General features: G+C 72.0%; 23 protein-coding genes and 1 pseudogene. 6 read left to right on the top strand and 18 right to left on the bottom strand.

What is annotated here, in order from left to right:
• Position 1 precedes the first annotated feature (1 nt).
• From NOCJ54_RS0100120 to glmS, 3 genes are read right to left on the bottom strand one after another with little or no spacing between them, the layout of a single operon-like run.
• Positions 2 to 1,387, bottom strand: coding sequence for an NAD(P)H-hydrate dehydratase (locus NOCJ54_RS0100120; RefSeq protein ID WP_028653814.1), 1,386 nt, complete (start codon positions 1,385 to 1,387; stop codon positions 2 to 4).
• Between the two features lie 11 nt (positions 1,388 to 1,398).
• Positions 1,399 to 1,752 (bottom strand): holo-ACP synthase, encoded by a 354-nt coding sequence (locus NOCJ54_RS0100115; RefSeq protein WP_028653813.1) that lies wholly within the window; start codon positions 1,750 to 1,752, stop codon positions 1,399 to 1,401.
• Positions 1,753 to 1,766: 14 nt separating this feature from the next.
• A complete protein-coding gene (glmS, locus tag NOCJ54_RS0100110) occupies positions 1,767 to 3,611 on the bottom strand; it encodes a glutamine--fructose-6-phosphate transaminase (isomerizing) (protein WP_028653812.1) in 1,845 nt (614 codons plus the stop codon).
• Positions 3,612 to 3,676: 65 nt separating this feature from the next.
• Here glmS and coaA point away from each other — a divergent pair, with 65 nt between their 5' ends.
• Together coaA and NOCJ54_RS27865 are read left to right on the top strand one after the other, a co-directional pair.
• Positions 3,677 to 4,663 (top strand): type I pantothenate kinase, encoded by a 987-nt coding sequence (gene coaA, locus NOCJ54_RS0100105; RefSeq protein WP_036516308.1) that lies wholly within the window; start codon positions 3,677 to 3,679, stop codon positions 4,661 to 4,663.
• Between the two features lie 200 nt (positions 4,664 to 4,863).
• Complete coding sequence (locus tag NOCJ54_RS27865) at positions 4,864 to 6,462, top strand: hypothetical protein (protein WP_028653810.1); 1,599 nt, start codon at positions 4,864 to 4,866, stop codon at positions 6,460 to 6,462.
• Positions 6,463 to 6,480: 18 nt separating this feature from the next.
• Here NOCJ54_RS27865 and NOCJ54_RS0100095 read toward each other — a convergent pair whose 3' ends face one another.
• The 8 genes from NOCJ54_RS0100095 to rplM form a co-directional block, all read right to left on the bottom strand.
• Positions 6,481 to 6,777, bottom strand: a complete 297-nt coding sequence (locus tag NOCJ54_RS0100095; RefSeq protein ID WP_028653809.1) for an MGMT family protein — start codon at positions 6,775 to 6,777, stop codon at positions 6,481 to 6,483.
• Complete coding sequence (locus tag NOCJ54_RS0100090; protein ID WP_028653808.1) at positions 6,774 to 7,313, bottom strand: DUF488 domain-containing protein; 540 nt, start codon at positions 7,311 to 7,313, stop codon at positions 6,774 to 6,776. The genes NOCJ54_RS0100095 and NOCJ54_RS0100090 overlap by 4 nt, the downstream gene beginning before the upstream one ends.
• A gap of 71 nt (positions 7,314 to 7,384) precedes the next feature.
• Positions 7,385 to 7,858 carry a VOC family protein gene (locus NOCJ54_RS0100085; protein WP_028653807.1) on the bottom strand — a complete coding sequence of 158 codons (474 nt, stop codon included), beginning with the start codon at positions 7,856 to 7,858 and terminating at the stop codon, positions 7,385 to 7,387.
• A 102-nt stretch (positions 7,859 to 7,960) separates the two neighbouring features.
• Complete coding sequence (locus tag NOCJ54_RS0100080) at positions 7,961 to 9,649, bottom strand: serine/threonine-protein kinase (RefSeq protein WP_028653806.1); 1,689 nt, start codon at positions 9,647 to 9,649, stop codon at positions 7,961 to 7,963.
• Positions 9,650 to 9,722: 73 nt separating this feature from the next.
• Positions 9,723 to 10,136, bottom strand: coding sequence for a hypothetical protein (locus NOCJ54_RS0100075; protein ID WP_028653805.1), 414 nt, complete (start codon positions 10,134 to 10,136; stop codon positions 9,723 to 9,725).
• A gap of 34 nt (positions 10,137 to 10,170) precedes the next feature.
• On the bottom strand, positions 10,171 to 11,535 hold the full coding sequence (gene glmM / locus NOCJ54_RS0100070) for a phosphoglucosamine mutase (RefSeq protein ID WP_028653804.1): 1,365 nt from the start codon (positions 11,533 to 11,535) through the stop codon (positions 10,171 to 10,173).
• Positions 11,536 to 11,694: 159 nt separating this feature from the next.
• Positions 11,695 to 12,195 (bottom strand): 30S ribosomal protein S9, encoded by a 501-nt coding sequence (gene rpsI, locus NOCJ54_RS0100065; protein WP_028653803.1) that lies wholly within the window; start codon positions 12,193 to 12,195, stop codon positions 11,695 to 11,697.
• 35 nt (positions 12,196 to 12,230) lie between these two features.
• On the bottom strand, positions 12,231 to 12,674 hold the full coding sequence (gene rplM, locus NOCJ54_RS0100060) for a 50S ribosomal protein L13 (protein WP_028653802.1): 444 nt from the start codon (positions 12,672 to 12,674) through the stop codon (positions 12,231 to 12,233).
• Positions 12,675 to 13,006: 332 nt separating this feature from the next.
• Between rplM and NOCJ54_RS0100055 the strand changes: the two genes are divergently transcribed.
• On the top strand, positions 13,007 to 14,296 hold the full coding sequence (locus tag NOCJ54_RS0100055) for a citrate synthase (RefSeq protein WP_028653801.1): 1,290 nt from the start codon (positions 13,007 to 13,009) through the stop codon (positions 14,294 to 14,296).
• Between the two features lie 115 nt (positions 14,297 to 14,411).
• Positions 14,412 to 16,070 carry a long-chain-fatty-acid--CoA ligase gene (locus NOCJ54_RS23080; protein WP_084254828.1) on the top strand — a complete coding sequence of 553 codons (1,659 nt, stop codon included), beginning with the start codon at positions 14,412 to 14,414 and terminating at the stop codon, positions 16,068 to 16,070.
• Between the two features lie 7 nt (positions 16,071 to 16,077).
• Here NOCJ54_RS23080 and NOCJ54_RS0100045 read toward each other — a convergent pair whose 3' ends face one another.
• Genes NOCJ54_RS0100045 through NOCJ54_RS0100035 form a run of 3 tightly spaced genes read right to left on the bottom strand, consistent with a single transcriptional unit; the run spans position 16,078 to position 18,747 of the window.
• Complete coding sequence (locus tag NOCJ54_RS0100045) at positions 16,078 to 16,842, bottom strand: ABC transporter ATP-binding protein (protein WP_028653800.1); 765 nt, start codon at positions 16,840 to 16,842, stop codon at positions 16,078 to 16,080.
• Between the two features lie 4 nt (positions 16,843 to 16,846).
• A complete protein-coding gene (locus NOCJ54_RS23075; protein ID WP_036516307.1) occupies positions 16,847 to 17,908 on the bottom strand; it encodes a taurine ABC transporter substrate-binding protein in 1,062 nt (353 codons plus the stop codon).
• Between the two features lie 2 nt (positions 17,909 to 17,910).
• On the bottom strand, positions 17,911 to 18,747 hold the full coding sequence (locus tag NOCJ54_RS0100035; RefSeq protein WP_084254827.1) for an ABC transporter permease: 837 nt from the start codon (positions 18,745 to 18,747) through the stop codon (positions 17,911 to 17,913).
• 129 nt (positions 18,748 to 18,876) lie between these two features.
• Between NOCJ54_RS0100035 and NOCJ54_RS23070 the strand changes: the two genes are divergently transcribed.
• Positions 18,877 to 20,127 (top strand): S1C family serine protease, encoded by a 1,251-nt coding sequence (locus tag NOCJ54_RS23070; RefSeq protein WP_051485295.1) that lies wholly within the window; start codon positions 18,877 to 18,879, stop codon positions 20,125 to 20,127.
• Positions 20,128 to 20,143: 16 nt separating this feature from the next.
• Here the strand turns inward: NOCJ54_RS23070 and NOCJ54_RS0100025 are convergent, their stop codons facing one another.
• The 4 genes from NOCJ54_RS0100025 to NOCJ54_RS0100010 all read right to left on the bottom strand — a co-directional run bounded on the left by NOCJ54_RS0100025 (position 20,144) and on the right by NOCJ54_RS0100010 (position 23,880).
• Positions 20,144 to 20,326 (bottom strand): DUF5302 domain-containing protein, encoded by a 183-nt coding sequence (locus NOCJ54_RS0100025; RefSeq protein WP_028653798.1) that lies wholly within the window; start codon positions 20,324 to 20,326, stop codon positions 20,144 to 20,146.
• Between the two features lie 70 nt (positions 20,327 to 20,396).
• Positions 20,397 to 21,437, bottom strand: coding sequence for a GNAT family N-acetyltransferase (locus NOCJ54_RS23065; RefSeq protein ID WP_084254826.1), 1,041 nt, complete (start codon positions 21,435 to 21,437; stop codon positions 20,397 to 20,399).
• Entirely contained in the window at positions 21,434 to 23,134 is a 1,701-nt protein-coding gene (locus NOCJ54_RS0100015; RefSeq protein WP_028653797.1) for an ABC-F family ATP-binding cassette domain-containing protein, read from the bottom strand. Before NOCJ54_RS0100015 ends, NOCJ54_RS23065 begins: the two co-directional genes overlap by 4 nt.
• Positions 23,135 to 23,595: 461 nt before the next feature.
• The gene (locus tag NOCJ54_RS0100010; protein ID WP_028653796.1) at positions 23,596 to 23,880 is read right to left on the bottom strand and encodes a hypothetical protein; all 285 of its coding nucleotides are present in this window, start codon (positions 23,878 to 23,880) and stop codon (positions 23,596 to 23,598) included.
• A 230-nt stretch (positions 23,881 to 24,110) separates the two neighbouring features.
• On the opposite strand from NOCJ54_RS0100010, the pseudogene NOCJ54_RS0100005 reads away from it, so the two are divergent.
• A pseudogene (locus NOCJ54_RS0100005) lies at positions 24,111 to 24,798 on the top strand (HNH endonuclease signature motif containing protein); the annotation flags it as partial.

The following is a 24,798-nucleotide window of genomic DNA, read 5'->3' as shown; positions in this document are numbered from 1 at the left end:
CCTATCGTCCCATCCCGGCGATCAGGTCCGGCAGCGCCACCGCCACGTCGCTCGCGACGATCGGGCCGTCCTGGGCTGCGAGGGTCGCCGCGGCGCCGTGCAGCCACGACCCGGCGGACGCGGCGTCGAAGGGGTCGAGCCCGGTCGCGAGCAGCGCCCCGATGACGCCGCCGAGCACGTCGCCGGCGCCGGCGGTCGCCAGCCACGGGGTCCCGGTCGTGGTGACCCGGACCCGCCCATCGGGCCGGGCGACGACGGTGTGGCGGCCCTTGAGGAGCACCACGGCGTCGTACTCCCGGGCCGCGGAGCGGGCGTGGGCCAGCGGCTCCGCCTCGATGGCGTCGCGGTCGACGCCGAGCATCCGGGACAGCTCGCCGGCGTGCGGGGTGAGCACCGCGTCCGTGCCCCGCGCGAGGTCCGCGAAGGCGAGCGCGTCGGCGTCGACCACCACGGGCACGTCGTCGGCGAGGGCGTCGCGCAGCGCCTGCTCGGCGCCGGTGTCGCTGCCGGAGCCGACGACCCAGGCCTGCACGCGTCCGGGTCCGACGACCTCCGGGTGCGCGGCGCGGACGAGCGCGAGCACGGACTCGTCGCCGTCGTAGCGCACCATCCCGGCCAGCCCGCAGGCCGCGCCGGCGACGCTGAGCAGCCCGGCGCCGGGGTAGGCGGCGGAGCCGGCACGGACACCGACCACGCCGCGGGTGTACTTGTGGTCCTCGGGGTCGGGCACCGGCAGCATCGCTGCGACGTCCTCCGGCTGCAGCGCCTCGACCGAGGCGGGCGGGAGGTAGGGGTCGAGCCCGATGTCGACCAGCTCGACCGCGCCGCAGGCCAGGGAGGCGGGGTCGAGCAGGTGGCAGGCCTTGTGCGTGCCGAAGGTGACGGTGAGGTCGGCGACCACGTGGTCGTCGGGCGCGGCTCCGGAGTCGACGTCGACCCCGGAGGGGGTGTCGACCGCGACGACCGGGACGCCGCCGAGCACCTCGAGCGCGTCACGGGCGTCGTCGCGCAACCCCGGGCGGCCGCCGATCCCGACGATGCCGTCGACCACGACGTCGAAGGCGGTGCCGGGCCGCGGGGTGCCGACCCGGCCCCCCGCGCCGCGCAGGGCCGCGAGCCCGGCCTCGTGCACGGTCGCGGACAGCAGCCACGCCTCGACGAGTGCGCCGCGGCGGGCGAGCATCGCGCCGGCGTACAGCGCGTCACCGCCGTTGTCGCCAGAGCCCACCAGCAGCACCACGCGACGCCCGTAGGCGCCGCCGAGCAGGTCGACGACGGCGTAGGCGAGGCCGGAGGCGGCACGCTGCATGAGCGCACCCTCGGGCAGGGTGGCCATCAGCGCGGCCTCGGCGGCGCGGACCTCCTCGACCGTGTGCGCGCGCAGCATGGGGCCTCCGCTCAGTCCTCGAGGACGACGACCGCGGACGCGATCCCGCCGTCGTGGGTCAGGGACAGATGGACCGAGCGCACGCCCTGCGCCTCGGCCTCGGCCAGGACCGTGCCGCGCAGCACGAAGCGCGGCCGGCCGGTGTCCTCCGACACGACCTCCGCGTCGTGCCAGGCCATCCCGCGGGGCGCGCCGAGCGCCTTGGCGAGCGCCTCCTTGGCGGCGAAGCGCGCGGCCAGCGAGCTGATCGGGCGGTCGCGCTCGGCCTCGACGAAGAGCTTCTCCACCAGCGCGGGGGTACGCCGGCACGACTCGTCGAACCGGACGATCTCGCACACGTCGATGCCGACCCCGACGACTGCCACGGCTGGTCCCGGGCCTACTCGACCGTGACCGACTTGGCCAGGTTGCGCGGCTGGTCGACGTCGTGGCCCAGCGCGGTCGCGAGCTCGCAGGCGAACAGCTGCAGCGGCACGATCGCGACGAGCGGCTGCAGCAGCACCGGCACCTTCGGCAGGCGGACCAGGTGATCGGCGTACGGCTCGATCGAGCTGTCGCCGGCCTCGGCGAGGCAGATCGTCCGGGCACCCCGGGCGCGGACCTCCTGGATGCCGCTCAGCATCTTGCCGTGCAGGTAGTCGCGCCCCTTGGGCGGCACGACGCACAGGACGGGCAGGCCCTCCTCGACGAGCGCGATCGGGCCGTGCTTGAGCTCGCCGGCCGCGAAGCCCTCGGCGTGCAGGTAGGCCAGCTCCTTGAGCTTGAGCGCACCCTCGAGCGCCACCGGGTAGCCGGCGTGGCGGCCCAGGAAGAGCACCGAGCGGGTGCCTGCGTGCTCGCGGGCGAGGTCGTAGACAGCCTCGGCGTCCCCGAGCACCGTCTCGATGTGGTCGGGCATCGCCTCGAGCTGCTCCATGATCTCGTCGATCTCGTCGCCGAAGCGGGTGCCCTTGACCTGGGCCATGTAGAGCGCGAGGAGGTAGCAGGCGACCAGCTGGGTCAGGAAGCCCTTGGTCGACGCGACGCCGATCTCGGGGCCGGCGTGGGTGTAGATCACCGCGTCGGACTCGCGCGGGATCGAGGAGCCGTTGGTGTTGCAGATCGCCAGCACCTTCGCGCGCTGCGAGCGCGCGTGCCGGATCGCCTGCAGGGTGTCGGCGGTCTCGCCGGACTGGCTGATCGCCACGATCAGCGTGGTCGAGTCGATGATCGGGTCGCGGTAGCGGAACTCGGAGGCGAGCTCGACCTCGACCGGCGTGCGGGTCCAGTGCTCGATCGCGTACTTGGCGACCATGCCGGCGTAGAAGGACGTGCCGCAGGCGATGATGATGATCTTGTCGACGTCGCGCAGCTCCTCGTCGGCGAGGCGCATCTCGTCGAGCTGCAGCTGCCCCTTCGCCGTACGACGGCCGATCAGGGAGTCCGCGACGGCGCGCGGCTGCTCGAAGATCTCCTTGCGCATGAACCAGTCGTGGCCGTCCTTCTCCGCCGCGGACAGGTCCCAGTCGACGTGGAACTGCTTCGCCTCGACCGGGCGACCGTGGAAGTCGGTGACCTTCACCTCGTCGCGGGTCATCACGACGATCTGGTCCTGGCCGAGCTCGAGCGCCTCGCGGGTGTGCTCGATGAACGCGGCGACGTCGGAGCCGAGGAAGTTCTCCCCCTCGCCCAGGCCGACGACCAGCGGCGAGTTGCGGCGGGCGGCGACGACCGTGCCGGGCTCCGCGGCGTCGATCGCGACGAGGGTGAACGCGCCGTCGAGCTGCTGGCAGACGCGCTGCATGGCGGTCGCCAGGTCGATGCCCGACTGGACCTGCAGCTCCACGAGGTGGGCCACGATCTCGGTGTCGGTGTCGGAGAGCAGCTCGTGGTCGTCGGCCTCGACCCGCTCGCGGAGCTCCACGAAGTTCTCGATGATGCCGTTGTGCACCAGCGCGACCCGGCGGGCGCCGCCGGTGTGCGGGTGGGCGTTGACGTCGTTCGGCGGGCCGTGGGTGGCCCAGCGGGTGTGCCCGATCCCGGTGTGCGCGACCGGGAGCGGCGACTCGTCGAGCGCCTTCTCCAGGTTCGCGAGCTTGCCGGCCCGTTTCTCGAGCGCGATGGCACCGCCGTCGACGACCGCGACCCCGGCCGAGTCGTAGCCGCGGTACTCCAGGCGCCGCAGGCCGTCGATGACCGTGTCCGTGGCCGACCTGGGCCCGACATATCCGACGATCCCGCACATGGGGCAGCAGTCTAGTTCCGACGCCGCCGTAAGACCGACACGACGCGGCTGGAACAATCGTCGCCATGGTCACGGCCGCGGAGTCGCCGGGGACCCACGGCGAGGACTCGTCGCGGGAGACCTCGCCGTACGTCGAGCTCGACCGCGCCACCTGGGCGATGCTCGCCTCGGAGACGGAGAGCCCGCTCACCAGCGAGGAGATCCTCCGGCTGCGCGGCCTGGGCGACCAGCTCGACCTCGCGGAGATCCAGGACGTCTACCTGCCGCTGTCGCGCCTGCTCAGCCTGCGGGTGAAGGCCGCGTCGGCGCTGCACCGCGAGCAGCAGGAGTTCCTGCACGGCCTCACTCCCCCGCGCACGCCCTTCGTGATCGGCCTCGCCGGGTCGGTCGCGGTCGGCAAGTCGACCGCCGCCCGCGTGCTCCAGCAGATGCTCGCGCGCTGGCCCGAGCACCCGCACGTGGCGCTGGTCACCACCGACGGCTTCCTCTACCCGAACGCCGAGCTGGTCCGCCGCGGCCTGCTGGAGCGCAAGGGCTTCCCGGAGTCCTACGACCGCAAGGCGCTGATGCGCTTCGTGATCGACATCAAGTCCGGCAAGGACGAGGTCGAGGCGCCGGTCTACTCGCACCTGGTCTACGACGTGCTCCCGGACGAGAAGGTCGTCATCCGCAAGCCGGACATCGTCATCGTCGAGGGCCTCAACGTCCTCCAGCCCGCGCGGGTGCGCGGCGACGGCCGGACCGGCCTGGGCCTCTCGGACTTCTTCGACTTCTCCATCTACGTCGACGCCAACACCAACCACATCCGCGAGTGGTACGTCGACCGCTTCCTCCGGCTGCGCGAGACCGCCTTCCGCGACCCGGACTCCTACTTCGCCAAGTACGCCGCGCTGAGCCACGACTCGGCCGTCGACGAGGCCCGCCGGATCTGGGACACGATCAACGGCCCGAACCTGTCGGAGAACGTGCTGCCCACCCGCTCGCGCGCCACCCTCGTGCTGCGCAAGTCCGCCGACCACTCGGTCGACTGGGTGCGCCTGCGCAAGATCTGAGCGTCAAGGCCTCCGCACCCCGGGGCCCCTGCGCGTCAACCCCGGAGTTTTCGCCACCCGACCCCGGTCTTTGCATTCCCTTGCTGAAAGGCCCCCGAGCGCCGACCCGGCATTCCTAGGCTGACGGCCACACCAACCCTGCTCGTCGTGCCCTCTCCCTCTTCGTGCACGACGGGCCACCGATCTCGGAGGAGACCTCCATGGGCACCATCAGGCGCGCCGCCACGCTCGGCGCGATCACCGCCCTCTCGGCCGCGACCCTCGCCGCCGTGCCGGGCGCCGGCCACGCCGCACCCACCCTGCAGCACGGCTGCGTCGCCGCAGGCATCACCGTCACCTGCACCTACACCGAGACCGGGGTCGGCACCTTCACCATCCCCGACAACGTCACCGAGCTGACCATCGAGGCAGTCGGCGGCGACGGCGGCCACGGCGTCGTCACGGGTTGGCCCGGGTACAAGGGAGCGGCCGGAGGTCGTGGCGCGCACCTCACCCAGACGGTGCCGGTCCCGTTCAGCGCGGGCGGCAACCAGGTGCTCGCACCCGGCCAGACCCTGACCTTCGAGGTGGGCGGCAACGGCCGCAACGGCACGTACGGCGAGCCGGTCCCCGGTGGCGCCAACGGCGGTGGCGCGGGCGGCCAGAATGCTGGCAGCGGGGGCGGCGCCACGGAGATCTTCGGCCCTGCCCCCGACCCCGTGCTGTTCGTCGCCCCGGGCGGAGGAGGCGGTAGCGGCTTCTGTCACGAAGATCGACGTTGCGGCGCAGGCGGCGACAGCGGCCAGGCCGGCGGCCAGGGCGAGAACGCAGTGTCCGCGACCCCTGGCGCACCGGGAAGCCCCACCGGACCGGGCTCAGGCGGCATCGGCGGCTGGAACCTCAGCGATTTCGAGGGTGAAGCGGGAGCTGATGGATGGTGGGGACGTGGGGGCGACGGCGGCTGGGCCATCAGCCACCCCAACACCACGCAGTACCACTCCGGAGGCGGAGGCGGCGGCGCCGGCTGGCCCGGTGGCGGAGGTGGCGGCGGAGGCGGTCGCGACGGCAACGGTGCGGGCGGCGGAGGCGGCACCTCCTTCAGCATCTTCGGGCCCGACGCCCCAACCCGCACCCACGGCGACGGAACGCCCCGCGTGGTGTTCACGTACATCGACCATCGCGTCGACCCGCCGACCGTCCACACGAGTCCCCTGCCGGCGACCACGATGACGTCACCGGTCACGCTCGGCTGGTCCGGGACCGACGCGATCCCCGGCATCGCCAGCTACGACGTCCGCTACCGCAAGGCCACCTGGAAGACGAACCGCGGCGCCTGGACCACCCTGCTCGACGCCACCACCACCACGACCCACACCATCAACGTCGCCCGCGGCGGACAGGTCTGCTACCAGGCCCGCTCCCGCGACGGCCACGGCGTCACCTCCCTGTGGAGCACCGAGCGCTGCACCACCCTCCCCCTCGACGACCGGGCACTGAAGGCCTCCAGGGGCTGGAAACGAGCCACCGGCGCCAGGTTCCTCAACGGCACCGCGACCACCACCAACCAGAAGGGCCGCACCCTCACCCTCAAGGGCGTCCCCCAGGGCCGCGCCGCCCTCGTCGTCACCAAGGCCAGGGGCAGCGGCGCCCTCGAGGTCCGCTACGCCGGCAAGGTCGTCAAGCGCTTCTCCCTCAACGGCACGACCAAGCACAAGGCACTGGTCAACCTCCCGCAGCTCACCAAGGGCACGACCATCACCATCCGCACCACCACCAAGCGCCCCGTGCGCATCGACGGGATCGTCGTCGCCCGCAAGTAACGGCGAGCGGTGCCCGGGTCAGCCGACCCGGGCCGCCGTCAGGTCCACCCGGCGCCCGTCGACGAACGCCACACCCTCGGCGCGGAGGCGGTCGACGGCAGTGCCGCCGTGGCAGGTCGCGGGCCGGCCGTCCGCGTGCACCACGCGCCACCACGGCACGGCGTCGCCGTGCAGCGCCATCACCCGGCCGACCTGGCGCGGACCCGCCGAGCCGACGGCTCGGGCGAGGTCGCCGTACGTCGTGACCCGACCGGGCGGCACCTGCTCGACCAGCGCGAGCACCGCTTCGACGTACTCCTCGTCCACCGCGGTCACGCTCCCGCCGCGTCGTAGTGGAGCTCGCCGACGCGCACCTCAGCACCCTCCGACGGCTCGTGCGGCGTCGTCCGGCCGTCGTGGGCGAGGTGGGCGACGGCGATGCCGCGTAGCAGCAGGGCCGCGTCGGAGACCAGCCTGCGGTGGCACCGCCACCAGACGCTCTCACTGCACATGATCGCCGTCGTCGTCCGCCCTGCCGTGTCCGTGGCGAGGTCGTCGAGCGCGGCCAGGAACTCCGGGGTGCGGGTGTGCGCGGCGTAGGCACGGAACGCCTCGACGCGCCACCAGCGGTCGCCCTCCGGGTCGTCGTCGGGCCCGCGGCGGCGCCGGCCGCCCAGGCGCTCGTCCCAGCGGTAGTCGATGCCGGCCTCGGGGAGCCATCGGGCCAGCGCGTCCGTGGCCACGTCCGGGTTGCGCCGGCTGCCGGGGAAGCGGCGTACGTCGACCAGCAGCTCGACGTCGGCACCGGCGAGCAGTGCCGCGAGGCCGTCCCGGTCGAGGGTGCCGTGGCCGACGGTGAGCAGGCGTCCCATGCTCCTCCGGTTGCCGCCGGGCCGGTTCTCAGACGCCGCTGGTCGGGTGGCAGCGGCGCCGGTCGGCTGCGTCAGTCGCCGTCGTACGCGGCCTGTAGCGCGGCCACGTCGATCTTCTGCATCGTCAGCATCGCTGCGCACACCCGCTGGCTGGCGTCGGTCGAGTAGTCACCGGAGAGCTCCTCGAGCTCGCGCGGGATGACCTGCCACGAGACGCCGTACTTGTCCTTGCACCAGCCGCAGGCACCGGGCTCGCCGCCGTCGGCGGTCAGGATGTCCCAGTAGTGGTCGACCTCCGCCTGTCCCTCGACGCTGAGGTAGAACGAGAACGCCTCGTCGAGGTGGAAGTGCGGGCCGGCGTTGAGGCCGACGACCGGGTGGCCGGCGACGGTGAACTCGACGACGTCGGCGACCCGGTCGTCCGGGCCGCTGCGCGCGGTGGTCACCTTGTCGACCGACGAGCCGGGGATGTGCTCGGCGTAGAAGTGTGCGGCCTCGACGGCCTTGTCGTTGCCGAACCACAGGTGGGTGCGTACCGAGGTCATGGGGTCCTCCTGTTCGGGTCCGCCCTCCGGTCGGGGGCTGCTGCACGTACCGACCGGGCTCCCCCGGCTCACTCATCGCACGGGCCAGCACGACCGGGCCGGCTAGCCGCCCGAGACCACCCCACGCATCTCGTCCGGCGGGCGGAAGCGCACCTTGCCCTCGTCGACGGCCTGCTGCGGGTCCTTGCCCTCCGGGACGTAGACCGTGAAGCCGAAGCGGTAGTCGATGTAGAGCACCACGAGCTTCTCGAGCTGCTTGGCGGCGTCGTGGTAGCGCCAGCGGTAGTACGCCGGCTCGCCGTCCACCTCGACCGTCTCGGGATCGGTGCCCGACTCCCCGACGTAGTGCGGCAGCCCGCCCGCGTCGCTGCCCCACAGCGAGTAGTTGACCTCCGCGGGAGTGCCGTCGGACAGGTTGACGTTGCACTTCCACAGCGCGGGCCGTCGTACGGCGCCGCCGGCGTCGTAGCAGGGCTCGTCGCGGGTGAGCTCGGGGAACGCCCAGAACAGGCCGGGCAGGCCGAACGCCTCGCTGCACTCGTCGAGGGAGGCGACGACCCGCTCGGGTGCGTTCCAGCACCGGGGGCCGACCTCACCCGCGCTGCCACCCTCGCTCACCGGCTCGCTGACCGGCTCACTGACCGGCTCGCTGCCGGGGTCGGCGGTGGTCCCGGCCGTCGGCCCGCCAGTGTCGTCGGAGAACACCCCACCCAGGGCCAGTGCTGCGGCCGTGCCACCGGCGACGAGCAGCACGGCGAGCACGACACCGGCGACCACGAGGCGGGAACGGCGGCGCGGCGGCACCGGCGTGGCCGGTCCCGGGCCGGCGGGGATGGCCGGCGGCGGCGGCCGTCCCTGCGGTGCGTCGCGGTCGTGGGTCGACTGCAGCGTGCGGCCACCCCCGGTCCGGGCCGACGACATCACCGTCGGCGCGGCCGGCCTGGACGGACCGTTCGTGGCCACGCTGCGCACCGACCGCAGGAACGCCTGCATCTCCTGCGCGCTGGAGAAGCGGTCGGCCGGGTCCTTGGCCATCGAGCGGCGCAGCAGCTGATTGACTGCGTGGCTCCACGGGTCGGTGCCGGGCAGCTGTGGGATCGGCGCGCTCTGGTGGGCCAGCGCCAGCTGCACCATCGTTCCCTCGTAGGGCAGCCGGCCCGTGACCAGGAACCACAGGACGCAGCCCGCGGCGTACAGGTCGGTGCGGACCGTGGCCGGGTGGCCGTCGAAGCGCTCGGGCGCCAGGTAGGCCCAGGTGCCGATGACGCCGGCGGTCTGCTCGGTGTTGACGACGTCGGTCGCCTGGGCGATCCCGAAGTCGCAGAGGTAGGCGCGCAGGCCGGACGCCTCGCGCCGCAGCAGCACGTTGCTGGGCTTCACGTCGCGGTGCAGCAGCCCGACGGCATGCGCGTCCGCGAGCCCCGCCAGCACGTGGTCGAGCAGCTCCAGCGCCTCGGCAGGCGACAGCGGGCCGCGCGCGTTCACCAGCTGGGTGAGGTCCCCGTCGGGGATCAGCTGGGTGGAGATGTAGAGCCAGCCGTCGTGCTCGCCGGTGTCGTAGACCTGCACCACGTGGGGCGAGTCCAGCCGGGCCAGCGCCTGCGCCTCGCGGCGGAAGCGCGCCACCATGTCGGGCGACCCGACGAGCTGCGGCGCGAGCAGCTTGAGCGCGACCCGGCGGCCGAGGTCCTCGTGCACCGCGGTCAGGACCACGCCCATCCCACCCTGGCCGAGGCGCTCGACGACCCGGTACCGCCCGAAGGACTCCCCCGGCCCCGGCATCACGCCCATGCAGAGACTCTAGGTCTCCCGGGCGGCGCGGGCGACCGGATCGGTGAACCGGCGCCGGTTGCGCACGAAAGGGTCAGCCGGGCACCTGGGTACGGGCAACCTTGGCCGCCGCGACGCCCTTCTTCACGGCCGCCGACGCCACCTGGCCGGCGACCTGGCCCGCGAGCTGGCTGGCGACCTTGAGCTGGTCGCCCACCTGCTGCGTGGCAGCGAGGGGCGCGAGCAGCTTGTCGGCGCGGCCGAGCAGGCCATCGGCCTTCTCGACGACCTGGTGGAACTCCCCGACCGTGCCGTTGAACCCGGCGACCGAGGCGTTGAAGTCCTGCAGCGCGGCGGTGAAGTCGACCAGCAGCGCACCGAAGGTGTCGAGGGTCTGGTTGAGCCGGTCCGCGGTCGCGTCGAGCTTGGTGATCGTCTGGTCGACGTCGAGGACGGTCCGGATGCGGGACCGGCGCTGGTCGGCGTGGTCGACGTGCTCGTTGCTCATGGGCCCGATGCTAGGACCGCGGCGGACCCCGGCCCTACGCCGTCTCGACCGCCAACCGCTCGCGCACCACGTCGGCGAGCCGGTTGGCGACGCCGCTCGCCTGCTCGGCGGTCGGCGCCTCGACCATGACCCGGACGAGCGGCTCGGTGCCCGACGGCCTCAGCAGCACCCTCCCGGACGCGCCGAGCTCGGCCTCCGCCTCGGCGACGGCGGCGAGCAGTGCCTCGTCGTCGGTGCGGGTGCGGTCGACGCCGCCGACGTTGACGAGCACCTGCGGGAGACGGGTCATCACGCTGGCGAGCCCCTGCAGGGTGGAGCCGGTCGCGACCATCCGCTGCAGCACGTGCAGCGCGGTCAGCAGGCCGTCGCCGGTCGTGGCGTGGTCACGGAGGATGACGTGGCCGGACTGCTCGCCGCCGAGCGAGTAGCCGCCGGCGCGCATGTCCTCGAGCACGTAGCGGTCCCCGACGGCGGTCTGGCGCACGGTGACGCCGGCCGCCGCCATCGCCTGCACCAGGCCGAGGTTGCTCATCACGGTCGCGACGAGCGTGTCGTCGGCCAGCCGCCCGGAGGCCTGGAGCGCGAGGGCGAGGATCGCCATGATCTGGTCGCCGTCGACGACCTCCCCGGTGTGGTCGACCGCCAGGCAGCGGTCGGCGTCACCGTCGACCGCGAAGCCGGCGTCGGCGCCGTGCTCGAGGACCGCCTTGCGCAGCGGGTCGAGGTGCGTGGAGCCGCAGCCGTCGTTGATGTTGAGGCCGTCCGGCTCGGCACCGATCGTGATCACGGTGGCGCCGGCGAGGCGCAGCGCGTGCGGGCCGACCTTGCTGGCCGCACCGTGCGCGCAGTCGAGGACGACGGTCAGCCCCTCGAGCGGGCGGGAGTCGGGGGCGTCGAGCGTGCCGACCAGGTGGGCGGCGTACTCCTCGACGGTGGGGCCGTAGGGGGTGACCCGGCCGACGGCACCGCCGGTGGGGCGGTCCCACTCCTGGCCGAGGTGCTCCTCGATCTCCCGCTCGAGCGCGTCGTCGAGCTTCACGCCGCCGCGGGCGAGGAACTTGATGCCGTTGTCGGGCATCGGGTTGTGCGAGGCGCTGATGACGACGCCGACGTCGGCGCCGAGCGCGTCGGTGAAGTAGGCGACGCCGGGCGTCGGGAGGACCCGCAGCCGGAGCACGTCGACCCCGGCCGCCGCGAGGCCGGCTACGACGGCGTGCTCGAGGAACTGCCCGGAGATGCGGGTGTCCCGCCCGACCACGGCCAGCGGGCGCGGGCGGTCGAAGTCACCGTGCTCGACGAGCACACGGGCGGCGGCGACGCCGAGGTCCAGCGCCAGCTCGGCGGTCAGCTTGTCGTTGGCCAGGCCGCGGACCCCGTCGGTCCCGAAGATGCGGGTCACGTGTTCTCCCTTGTCCTGGTGGCTAGTCCTGGTGGCGTGCGTACGGCGGTGGTGCTGGTGGTCGCCCGTTCCCGGCACAGCATGGCCGCAAAACGGGCGACGGGGCCACGGACCGCAGCAGCGGTGCGTGGCCCCGTCGTGGTGATCGCCTTGCGGAGATCAGCGCTTCGAGTACTGCGGAGCCTTGCGGGCCTTCTTGAGACCGGCCTTCTTGCGCTCGGTCGCACGGGCGTCGCGGGTCAGCAGACCAGCCTTCTTCAGGGTCGGGCGGTTGGCCTCGACGTCGATCGCGTTGAGCGAGCGGGCCACGCCCAGGCGCAGCGCGCCGGCCTGGCCGGTGATGCCGCCGCCGTGGATGCGGGCGATCACGTCGAAGCGGCCCTCGAGGCCGAGAGCCGCGAACGGCTCGTTGACGACCTGCTGGTGCAGCTTGTTCGGGAAGTAGTCCTCGATCGTGCGGCCGTTGATGGTCCAGCTGCCGGTGCCGGGCACGAGGCGGACGCGGGCGACGGCCTCCTTGCGGCGACCGGTGGCGGCGCCGGGGGCGATGGTCGCCGGGCGCGCGTCGGTGGCGGCCGACGGAGAGGTCTCGCTGGTGTAGGCGACACCCTGCTCGTCGGTCTGGAAGGTCTCCTCGACCTCGTTGGTGTTCTCAGTCACTTGAAATCCTCAGTCCGTTCAGATCAGTCGAGAGGTCACTGGGAGATCTGGGAGATCTCGTAGGGAACGGCCTTCTGGGCCTGGTGCGGGTGGGCCGGTCCGTTGTAGACCTTCAGCTTCTTGATCATCTGGCGGCCGAGGCGGTTCTTGGGGAGCATGCCCCAGACGGCCTTCTCGACGGCCTTGCGGGCGTCCTTGTCGAGGACCTCGCCGATCGGCGTGGCGGTGAGACCGCCCGGGAAGCCGGAGTGGCGGTAGACCATCTTGTTGTCGCGCTTGTTGCCCGACAGGGCGACCTTCTCGGCGTTGACGACGATGACGTAGTCACCGGTGTCGGTGTTCGGCGCGAAGATCGGCTTGTGCTTGCCGCGCAGCAGGTTGGCGGCAGTCACCGCGAGCTTGCCGAGGACGACGTCAGTCGCATCGATCACGAGCCAGGCGCGCTCGACGTCGCCGGGCTTGGGAGCGTAGGTACGCATGGATGCGTTCCCTCTCACTAGTTCGTAACCACCAGCGGGCGCTGGCAGCCTGTGCCTCTCGCGAGGCCGACGTCATCTGACGAACTCAGCCCGGCCCACGCATGCTCGTCTCACGACGATCCATGAGCGATCCGGGACTGCCCCGGGTTCGGCTGGGCCGAGGACGCCGGAGCGGCAGGTGACGCGACCAACCAGATTACGGTCGGGCCACGGAGGGGGTCAAAACGCCGCCGTACACCATCACCGGCCCGCGCCTCCGCACGAGCGGCCCGCCAACCACGGATCGGGACACCGCCTACCGGCGATGTGACCCGGGCGACTAGGTTGCAAGGGTGACTGACTCTCTCACCGTTCGCGACAACCGCACCGGCGCGGAGTACGAGATCCCGATCGTCGACGGCACCATCAAGGCCGCCGACCTCGGGCAGATCAAGCTCAACGACGACGAGCCGGGCCTCGCCACCTACGACCCCGGATTCGTCAACACCGCTTCCTGTCGGAGCGCCATCACCTACATCGATGGCGACAAGGGCATCCTCGAGTACCGCGGGTACCCCATCGAGCAGCTCGCCGAGAAGTCGAACTTCCTCGAGGTGGCGTACCTGCTCATCCACGGCGACCTGCCCACCAAGGAGCAGTACGACGCCTGGGTGCACGAGATCACGTTCCACACGTTCGTGCACGAGAACGTCAAGAGCTTCATGCAGGGCTTCCGGTACGACGCGCACCCGATGGGGATGCTGATGGCGTCGGTGGGGGCCCTGTCGACGTTCTACCCGGAGTCCGGTCGCATCGACGACCCCGACAACCGCCACATCCAGATCGTCCGGATGATCGCCAAGATGCCGACCCTCGGCGCGTGGGCGTTCCGCCACGCGCAGGGCAAGCCGTACGTCTACCCGGACAACGAGCTGTCCTACGCCGAGAACTTCCTCTCGATGCTCTTCAAGATGAGCGAGACGAAGTACGCCGGCGACCCGCGCATCGTCAAGGCGCTCGACGTGCTCTTCATCCTGCACGCCGACCACGAGCAGAACTGCTCGACCAACGCGGTCCGCTCGGTGGGCTCCTCGCAGGTCGACCCGTACTCCGCCGTCGCCGCCGGCATCGGCGCCCTCTTCGGCCCGCTGCACGGCGGCGCCAACGAGGCCGTGCTGAAGATGCTGCGCCGCATCGGCACCAAGGAGAACATCCCCGCCTTCATCGAGGGCGTGAAGAACGGCGACGAGCGGCTGATGGGCTTCGGCCACCGCGTCTACAAGAACTACGACCCGCGCGCCAAGATCATCAAGAAGGCCTGCGACGACGTCTTCGAGGTCACCGGGGTCAACCCGCTCCTCGAGGTCGCCCAGGAGCTCGAGAAGATCGCGCTCGAGGACGAGTACTTCGTCAAGCGCCGCCTCTACCCGAACGTGGACTTCTACTCCGGCCTGATCTACGAGGCCCTGGAGTTCCCGCCCGAGATGTTCACCGTGCTGTTCGCGATCGGCCGCACCCCCGGCTGGCTCGCGCAGTGGCTGGAGCTCGTGCAGGACAAGGAGCAGAAGATCGCTCGCCCGAAGCAGATCTACACCGGCCCGCGGACGCTCGACTTCGTCCCGGCCGAGGAGCGCTGGGCCTGACCCACGCCCCTGCACGGCACACGGCCGTGGCCGGCCCCGGAAGTTCCGGGGCGGGCCACGGCCGTTGTCGTTGTCTGCCCTTGTGATGTGGGACACAATCGGCCGGGTGAGTGCGATGACGGAGTCCCCCGACAATGCCCCTGAAGCTGCCCCCGAAGCTGCCCCCGAAGCCACCGGCCGCCAGGCCTGGCCGCCCGCCACACCGCCGGAGCCGACGTACGTCCAGGACCGGCTCGGGCACTGGGCCGAGGCGACACCCGACGGCGAGGCGATGACCTACCTCGGTCGCACGTGGACGTGGGCCCAGTGGCACGACCGGGTGCGCCGTGCGGCCGGCGGCCTGCGTGACCTCGGCATCGCCCGGGGCGACGTCGTGTCCTTCCTGGACAAGAACCACCCGGCCTGCGTGGAGATCAGCCTCGCCGCCGGCTCGATCGGCGCCGCGAACGCGATCATCAACTGGCGCTCCGCCGGCGACGAGATCGACTACGCCGTCAACGACTCCGGCGCGAAGGTGCTCTTCGTCGGCCGCGAGCTGATGCCGACCATCGAGGCGATCCGCGACCGGCTGCCCGACGTGCAGCGGATCATCGAGGTCACCCCCGACGGCGGTGACGACGACGAGTACGAGCAGTTCCTGGCTGCGGCCACGCCGTGCGCCGACGGCCCCGACGTCGTCGAGGACGACGTGTGCCTGGTCATGTACTCCTCGGGCACCACCGGCCGCCCGAAGGGCGTGATGCTCACGCACCGCAACATGGTCCGGCACACCGTCAACGCCCACGACGGCTGGGGCTTCGAACCCGGTGACAAGTCGATGGTCGCGATGCCGTTGTTCCACGTCGGCGGGTCGTCGTACGTGCTCTTCGGCATCCACGACGGCGTGCCCAGCGTGATGACCCGTGAGCCCGACGCCGCGTCCCTGGCCGGCGCGATCCTCGCGGGTGCCAACCGCACATTCCTCGTGCCCGCCGTGCTGGCGCAGGTGCTGCAGGCGGGCCCGGACGCGATCAAGCTGTTCGGCGCCCTCAAGACCTACACGTACGGCGCCGCGCCGATGCCGCCGCCGCTGCTGCGGGCCGCGATGGAGGCGTGGCCGGACACCGACTTCATCCAGGTCTACGGCCTCACCGAGGTCGCCGGCGTCGCCACCCACCTCATGCCGGAGGACCACCGCACCGCCGAGGCCGACGGCCACCCGGAGCGGCTGCTCTCGGCCGGCAAGCCGGTGCCCGAGTGCGAGGTGCGCATCGTCGACCCGGCCACGCTGGCGGAGGTGCCGACCGGTGAGCACGGCGAGATCTGGCTGCGCACGCCGCAGCTGATGAAGGGCTTCCTCAACAAGCCCGAGGCGACCGCCGAGGTGGTCACCGCCGACGGCTGGTTCCGCACCGGCGACATGGGCCACGTCGACGAGGACGGCTTCGTGTTCGTCTCCGACCGGCTCAAGGACATGATCATCACGGGCGGCGAGAACGTGTACTCCCCCGAGGTCGAGCGGGTGCTGTCCGAGCACCCGGCCGTCCTCGAGGTCGCGGTCATCGGTGTCCCCGACGAGCGCTGGGGCGAGGCGGTCAAGGCCGTGGTCGCGCTGAAGGAGGGGTCCGACACCAGCGAGGTCGAGCTCATCGAGTGGACCCGCGAGCGGCTGGCCCACTTCAAGGCACCCAAGTCCGTCGACGTCGTGCCCGCCCTCCCCCGCAACCCGACGGGCAAGATCCTCAAGCGCGACCTGCGCAAGCCCTACTGGGACGAGCGGAACCGGCAGGTCTAGCGCGGGACTAGTGAGCGATCGCCACGCGGACCCGCGCGGTGGTCTCGGCGAAGGCGGGCAGGGCCCGGACCTCGTCCGGAGCCAGGGAGGCATCGGACGAGAACGGGACCTGCTCGTCGAGCACGATGCGCCCGGGGCGAGGGCTCATCACGAGCACCCGTGAACCGAGGAAGACGGCCTCGTCGACGCTGTGGGTGATGAACAGGATGGTCTTGCCGGTCTCGCGCCACAGGGTGAGCAGCTCGTTCTGCAGCCGCTCCCTGGTCAGGGCGTCCAGCGCCCCGTACGGCTCGTCCATCAGGACCACCTCGGGGTCGCCTGCCAGCACGCGGGCGATCTGGGCACGCTGCTGCATGCCGCCGGAGAGCTCGTAGGGACGGCGATCCGCGGCATCGGCCAGCCCCACGAGGGCGAGGTAGCGGTCGGCGATCCCCAGCCGTTCGGCCTTGCCGATGCCACGCAGCCTCGGGCCGAGCGCGACGTTGCGACGCACGTCGAGCCACGGGTAGAGCGTCGGCTGCTGGAACACCACCCCGCGGTCGGGTCCGGGGCCGCGCACCGGGGTACCGCCGACGACGATCGATCCCTGTGAAGGGGCGACGAAGCCCGCGATCATCCGCAGCAGCGTGGTCTTCCCGCATCCGGACGGCCCGGCGAGCGTCACCAGCTCGCCGGGCTCGATCTCGAGGTCGATCCGGTCGAGCGCGGGGACCGCGCCGCCGCGGGCCCGGAACTGGTGCGCCAGGCCCGCGACGTTGATGCCCTTGCTCATGCGGTCACTTCACGGAGGCGGCGGCGGCCGCGTGGACGCCGTCGCTGTAGGTCGCGGCCGGGGCGACGGCGGAGATGCCGTCCTGGCCGAGCAGGAAGGTCGCGGTCGCGAGGAGGTCCTCGCCGAGCTTCTTGCCGAGCCAGTCGTCGCCGGCCTGCTCCGAGGCGCGCAGGTAGGTCAGGCCGCCGAACTGCGCCCGGGCCTCGTCGGTGCTGACGCCGACCTCGACCGCGACGCTCTCCGCAGCCTTCTCGGGGTCGGTCAGGATCTGCTCGACGGCGAAGTCCTGCGCCTTCACCCAGACCGCCAGCGCCGCGGCGTTCTCCTCGATGAAGCTGGCGCTCGCCAGGCCGAGGTCGTACGTCGGCTTGCCGGCCTCGGCGGTGTCCTTGCTGGACAGGATGACGGTGCCGCCCTGCTTCTCCAGCTCGGACAGGGTCGGGTCCCACACCCACGCAGCGTCGACGTCGCCCTTGCCCCAAGCGGGCGCGATCTGCTCCGGCTCGCTGTTGACCAGCTTGTAGTCGGCCGGGTCCTCGCCGGCGTCGGCGATCGCCTGCAGCAGCGAGTAGTGGGCGGTCGAGCCGAACGGCGTGGCGATCGTGCCGCCCTTGAGTCCCTTGATGTCGGTGGCGATGCCGTCGCGGACGATCAGCGACTCGGCCTCGCCGATGAGGTCGTGGATCCAGACCACCTTGACCGGCAGGCTGAGCGGCTCGGAGAGCGCCTTGGTGGAGGGCGACGAGCCGGCCAGGCCGAGGTCGATGCTGCCGGCGCCGAAGGCCTGCACCACGTCACCGCCGGAGGCGAAGTTGTTCCACTCGATCGTGGCGTTCGGCAGACAGGCCTCGAGGATGCCCTGGTCCTTCACGACGACGTCGCCGTTCGGGATCTTCTGGTAGCCGATGCGGATCGTGCCCTCGACCGACTCGTCGGCGGTGAAGGGGCAGTCGCTGGCCGACGCGGCCTCGCTGTCCTCCCCGAGGCTGCAGGCAGCGAGCGGGAGGACGGCCGCGAGGAGGGCGGCAGCGCCGGTGCGGCGCAGGACGGTGCGGGAGGTCTTCATGGTCAGGCCTTTCCTCGCCAGGGGACGACGAGCCTCTCGATGGTGCGGATGACGGCGTCAAGGGCGATCGCGGTGAGGCCGATGACGAGGATGCAGGCGACCGACAGCGCGATCTTGTTCTGCGTTCCCGAGAGGTAGGCCAGGCCACCGATGCCCGGCAGGCCGTTGACGAGCTCCGCGGCCACGACCGTGGTCCACGCGAAGCCGACGGCCACGCGGAGGCCGGACAGGATGTCCGGCAGCGCCGCGGGGAGGACCACCTGGGTGGTCAGCTGCAGCCCCGAGGCGCCGAGGCTGCGGGCGGCGTTGAGCTGGTCCTCGCGCACCCCTCGCACCCCGTTGATCGTCGCGAGCGTGATCGGCGGGAACGCCGCGAGCACGAGCAGCCACACCTTCGAGGTGTCGTAGATGCCGAACCACGCCACGAGGAAGCCGATGTAGGCCAGCGGCGGCAGCGAGCGCAGGAAGTCGACGTACGGCCCGACGAGGTCACCGACCCAGCGCACTGTGCCCATGACCAGGCCGAGGGGTACGCCGACCGCCGCGCCGAGCAGCAGGCCGAGCCCGATGCGCCGCAGGCTGACGAGCAGGTGCTCCCAGAGGAAGTAGTGCTCCTCGCCGCGCACGACGCGGTCCACTCCCCCGCCGATCGGGTGGTAGGTGTTCGCTCGGACGAAGGCGTCCCACACCTCCTTCGGGGTGGGCGTCAGGTAGCCGGGCTCGACGAGGTCCGCGGCAGCGACCAGCCACCACACCGCGACGAGCACGCCCAGGCTGACGGCGAGGCCGGCCCATCGGCGCACGCCGTGCGTCGTCGTCTGCACGTGGGTGGTGGACATGACCGGCAAATGTACAGTGTCTTACGCGACTTTGTGCACTAGACACGCAGCGCGGACACCTCCCGAGGTCTGAGCGAACCCTCACCGGCGTCTCAGGGGGATCACAGCCGACCGACGCACACTGGAGGCATGACCCAGGTCCCGCCTTCGACTTCGTCCACGCAGGAGCTCCCGCCGACGCCGTCGACGGGCCCGACGACACCGCCCGCACCACCCTTCCTCCCCCCGAGCGGCCCGCCGCCGTCGTACGCCACGCGACGGCCGCGGCGCTCGGGGTTCGCGGCGCTGGTGCTGACGGGTGCGCTCCTGGTCGGGGGCGGGGCCGGGGTCGGCGGAGCGGCGCTCTACGACGCGCTGAGCGACGACGCGGTCCCCGCGAGCGGGCCCGGCGCACCGCTCCAGGTGGCCGACAACGGCGACCGACCTGCCGCCGACGGCAGCGTCGAGTCCGTCGCGGCGACGGTCCTGCCGTCCGTCGTCGCGCTGGAGGTCTCGGCGCCCGGGGGGAGCGGCGGCGGGTCGGGTGTCGTGATCGACTCGGACGGGACGATCCTCACCAACGACCACGTGGTGACGCTCGGCGGCGCGATCCCCGCCGACCAGGCCCGGATCACCGCGGCCTTCAGCGACGGCACCCGGACCAGCGCGAAGGTGATCGGCACCGACCCGCTCACCGACACCGCCCTGGTGAAGGTCGACGGCGTCGAGGACCTCACGCCCGTCACCATCGGCAAGTCGGGCAACCTCGACGTCGGCGAGCAGGTCGTCGCGATCGGGTCACCCTTCGGGCTCGACGCGACCGTCACCAGCGGCATCGTCAGCGCCCTGGACCGCCCCGTCGAGGTCGGCCGCGACCAGCAGGGCAACGTGACGGCGTACCCCGCCATCCAGACCGACGCCGCGATCAACCCCGGCAACAGCGGCGGCCCGCTGGTCAACATGGACGGCCAGCTCGTCGGCATCAACGCCTCGATCCGCTCGACCGGGTCGGCGTTCGGCAGCGAGGCCGGCTCCATCGGCCTGGGCTTCGCGATCCCGATCGACGAGGTGTTGCCGATCATCGAGCAGATCCGCGCCGGCGAGGCGCCGACCCACGCCCGGCTCGGCATCCAGGTCTCCGACGCCGCGGGCCAGGCGGGATCGAGCGACCCGTCGGTGCGCGGCGCCCGGATCGAGCGGATCGATGACGACTCGGCTGCCGCGGACGCCGGCCTGCGCGACGGTGACGTGATCATCGCGATCGGCGACCACCGCATCGACGACACGGAGGCCCTGATCGCGACCGTGCGCTCCTACCGCCCCGGGGACACCGTCGAGGTGACCTACGTCCGCGGGGGCGAGGAGGGGACGACCGAGCTGGAGCTCGGCTCGGACGGCTGAGCCGGACGGTCCTGCGTCAGGACCCGCCGCCACCCGCCTTGCGACGGTGCATCTTCGGGGCACCGCCCACCACCTCGGAGCCGTGCGCCTTCTCGCGCACCGGGCCGTCCTCGTGGACGCCCTGCTCCTTCTGGTTCTTGCGGTCCAGGGCCTCGCGCATCTTGGCCTTGAGGTCGTCGTTCGCGTTGCTGGCAGCCATGGGCCGTCCTTCCGTCGCACTTCGGTGACCACGACCACCGTCGCACCCGCGTCGGCCAGAACCAAGCGAATTACCCGGTGAGCCTCTTCTGCAGCTCCCCCGCGCGGCAGGTCACGACGAACCCGAGCCGCTCGTTGATGCCGATCATGTGGTCGTTGACCTCGGCGTTCCACGTGACGACGCGACGTCCCGCGACGTCGGCGCCGGCCTGGAGCGCCCGGTGGTTGGCGACCTTCACCGCCGTGCCGAGCCGGTGGCCGCGGTGGTCGCGGCGCACGAGGGTGCCCCACTGGTAGACGAAGCGCGTCTCGTACGACGGCAGGATCATCTCGGTGTAGGCGACGACCGTCCCGTCGCGGTCGAGGGCGGCGGTGCGCCACGCGGTGCGGCCCTGGGCCGCGAGGAGCGCCTCGGACGCCCGGAAGGCGGCGACGTCGACGGCCTCCTCCTCGCGCTCCATCCCGCCGGTCGGCGCCTCGGTCATCAGCGTGTTGACCACCGCGAGCCAGCCCTCGACGAGGTCGTCGGGCACCGGCCCCGCCCACGACTCCAGGCGGTAGTCGCGGTGGTGCGGTGCGGTCTCCCCGGCCAGCTCGGCCAGCAGTGCGTCGTCGACCGGGAGCGGCAGCTCCCGCTGCACGTCGCCGATCCCGAACGCGTAGCCGTGGGCCCGGAGGAGCTCCACGCCCGGCGTACCCGCTCCGTCGGCGGGACCGGTGTGCGGCCACTGCGCCTCCGCGTCGAGCCGGGTGCGGCCCGCCGCGGCTGCGACGTGCTCGGCGTGGCGCAGCAGCACCGACCCGGTGCCGCGGCGGCGCTGGTCGGGCCGGACGTGGACGTCGACCTGCGCCGAGTCGAGGTTATCGAGCAGCGGCATGGCCAGCCAGGTCGTCCCGACGACCTCGCCGTCGCGGCGCGCGACGAAGAACTGCTCGCGTCGCGCCCGTGAGGGGTTCTGCAGCACGGCGAGGAGCTCCTCGTAGGCCCACGCCGTCGCGTGGTCGCCGACCTCGTGGCGTGCCGACTCCGCGGTGACCGCCGCCCAGTCACGCAGGGCGTCGGCGTCGGCCGCGGTCAGCTCGACGACGTCCACCGTCCCCCCGGCACTCATCGGACCCGCTCCACGCGGCCCTCGTCCCACACAGGCGCGTCGGACTCGTAGACCGATCCGTCCGAGCCGAACACGCAGAACCGGTCGAACCCGCGGGCGAACCAGCGGTCGTGGGTCACCGCGACGACCGTGCCCTCGAACGCCTCGAGCCCCTCCTCGAGCGCCTCGGCCGACTGCACGTCGAGGTTGTCGGTGGGCTCGTCGAGCAGCAGCAGCGTGGCTCCGGACAGCTCGAGCAGGAGGATCTGGAAGCGCGCCTGCTGGCCACCGGAGAGCGACTCGAAGCGTTGCTCCGCGCTCGCCGCCAGCTCGTAGCGGTCCAGCACGCGGCTGGCCTGCTCGCGCGGCATGCCCTGGCGTCCGTTGGGGGTGCCGTCGCCGCGGTGCAGGATCTCCAGCAGCGTGCGGCCGACGAGCTCCGGGTGCTCGTGGGTCTGCACGAACCAGCCCGGCCGCACGCGCGCCCCGAGCCGTGCCCGTCCGGAGTGCCGCACGGGCGCGATCTCCACGTCACCCACCGGCCGGTGCTCCACGTCGGGGTCGCTCCCGCCCGCGGCGAGCAGCCGCAGGAAGTGGGACTTGCCCGAGCCGTTGGAGCCCAGCACGGCCAGCCGGTCGCCGTACCAGACCTCGAGGTCGAACGGCTTCATCAACCCGGTGAGCTCGAGGTCCTCGCAGACGACCGCCCGCTTGCCGGTGCGCGCACCGGACAGCCGCATCGTCACCTGCTGCTCGCGCGGCTGCTCCGTCGGCGGCCCGGCCTCCTCGAACTTGCGGAGCCGGGTCTGCGCCGCGCGGTACTGCGACGACATGCCGTCGTTGTACTCCGCCTTCACCTTCAGCCGCAGCACGAGCGCCTTGAGCTTCGCGTGCTCCTCGTCCCAGCGCCGCCGCAGCTCCGCGAAGCGGGCGAAGCGGTCCTTGCGGGCCTCGTGGTACGACGTGAACCCGCCCGCGTGCGTCCAGGCGCTGTTGCCGCCACCGCCGGCGCCGAGCTCGACGGTGACCACGTGCGTGGCGCAGTTGGCGAGCAGCTCGCGGTCGTGGCTGATGAACAGGATCGTCTTCTCCGAGCCGGCGATCCGCTGCTCCAGCCAGATCTTGCCGGGCACGTCGAGGAAGTTGTCCGGCTCGTCGAGAAGCAGCACCTCTTCGGGACCAGCGAGCAGGTACTCCAGCACCAGCCGCTTCTGCTCCCCACCGGAGAGCGTCCTGAGCTCGCGGTACTTCGCACGGTCGAAGGGCACGCCCAGCGCCTTGACGCTGCACACGTCCCAGACCACCTCGACGTCGTACCCACCCGCGTCGGCGTACTCCGCCAGCGCCGTTGCGTAGGCGATCTGGGTCCGCTCGTCGTCGGTGTCCATCAGCGCCAGCTCGCACCGGTCGACCCCCGCGGCCGCCCGGCGCACCCGCTCCGGCGCCAGCGCGAGCAGCAGGTCCGCGACCGTCGGCCGCTCCCCCAGCTCGCGGTCGACCATCTGCCGCATCACCCCCAGCCCGCCCGAGCGCACCACGGTCCCCGCGTGCGGCGTCAGCTCGCCGGTGATGATCCGGAACAGCGTCGTCTTGCCTGCCCCGTTGGCCCCCACCAGCGCGACCTTCGCCCCCTCCCCGACCCGGAAGGAGACGTCGTCGAGGAGCACCCGACCGTCGGGGAGCTCGTACCGGACGCCGGCAACCTCTACGTGACCCACAACCGTCGATTGTCCGGCCTCGGCGGGTTCTGTGCGAGTGAATTCTCCTACGGGGGGGTCTTGTCGTCGACGTCGGCTCCGGCGCCTGCAGGCCGGGGCATCTCCAGAAGCTGCGGTCTCGTAGCCGGTGCAGTTCTCAACCGCAGCGACGAGGGAGTACGGCGGGTGGCTGGGTCCGGCGGTCGGGTTGCAGTCCGGCAGCTTCGTGGCGGGTGCCCGCGACCTTCGGGTCGCGTAGCCGGTACAGCTCCGAAAGGCAGCGACGAGGAGGGCTGGGGACGTGGTCGGGTCCGCATGTCGGCCTGCGGTCGCGTAGCTGGGTTGGGTTGATCGCGCCGAGCGCCGGTGGTCTCCCGGTGGTTGAGGTGCGACGAGCGCCAGCGAGGAGCCTCGAAACCACCGGGCCTTCAAGCCGGTCCGTGGACGGAGAATCTCCAGTCCACAGGCGGGTTTCCGGCGAATCAAAGTGTCGGTGGTCTCTGGAAGAATCCAGTCATGGAGCTCGGAACCAGCCCTTCGTCGAAGGTCTCGACAGCATCGCTGCTGTCGCGGATCGCTGATGAGTCCGAGGCGCGCAACCAGCTCGAGGTCAGCGAGTGGCGCAACATCGTCGCCTGGGCCGAGGCCAACACCGTCGACCGCACCAACGAAGCCGCAACCGTGCGGGACGGGTTCCTCGACACCGGCATCCCCATCGCCGGACCCGGCGCGCCGCTGGTGTCGGAGTTCGCGCTGATGGAGCTCATCGCCGTCCTCGGCCGCACCCCCGATGGCGGCCGGCTCTACGTCGGCAAGATCTTCGAGTGCGCCTGGCGGTTGCCGGAGCTCTACGCCGCGGCCCTGGACGGGCGCCTGGCTCCGTGGCGGGCGCTGCGGATCGCCGAGCTCACCCACCCGCTGACCCGAGCTCACCCACCCGCTGACCCAGCGGGCAGCGGCGTGGGTAGACCACCAGCTCGCCATCGCCGTCGAGTCCGTGACCTGGGCACAGATCGACCGCTTGGTTGCGGAGGCGATTGCCCGGTTCGACCCGGAGCGGGCGGAGCTGGAACGACAGGAGGCCGCCGACCGCCGCAGGTTCACCATCTCCGAAGTCGACGACAACGGTCTCGTCTACGTCGACGCGTTGATGGACGCCGCCGACGGCCACGACCTCAACCAGAGCATCAGCCGGCGGGCAGCGCTTCTCGGCCAGCTCGGCGACGACTCGTCGTTGGACGTGCGGCGGTCGAAGGCCGCTGGCGAGCTCGCCCGCCAGGACCTGTCGCTCGACCTCATCCTGAGTGATCCCGACACCGGCGAAGTCCTCGCCAAGTCCCCGGGCCGCCGCAGCGTGCTCAATCTCCACATCACCGACACCACCCTGACGGGTGAGAACCCGGTCGGGCGGTGCGAGGAAACCCGGGGACCGGTCCTCGCGGGACAGATCAGGGAGTGGCTCTCCCTCCCGGGCTCGACGATCATCGTCCGCCCGGTCATCGACCTGGCGGACTGCACGCCGGTGGACTCCTACGAGATCCCCGACCGCCACCGGGTGCGCGTGCAGCTGCGCGACCACACCTGCCGCTTCCCCAGCTGCACCACCCCCGCCACCAGGTGCGACCTCGACCACGCGACCGAGCACAACAAGGGCGGCCCCACCTGCCCCTGCAACCTCGTCCCCC

This window comes from Nocardioides sp. J54 (assembly GCF_000519005.1).
Classification (GTDB): Bacteria; Actinomycetota; Actinomycetes; order Propionibacteriales; family Nocardioidaceae; genus Nocardioides.
Note: the sequence above shows the minus strand (reverse complement) of the source record. Positions and strands in the feature narration are given on the sequence as shown.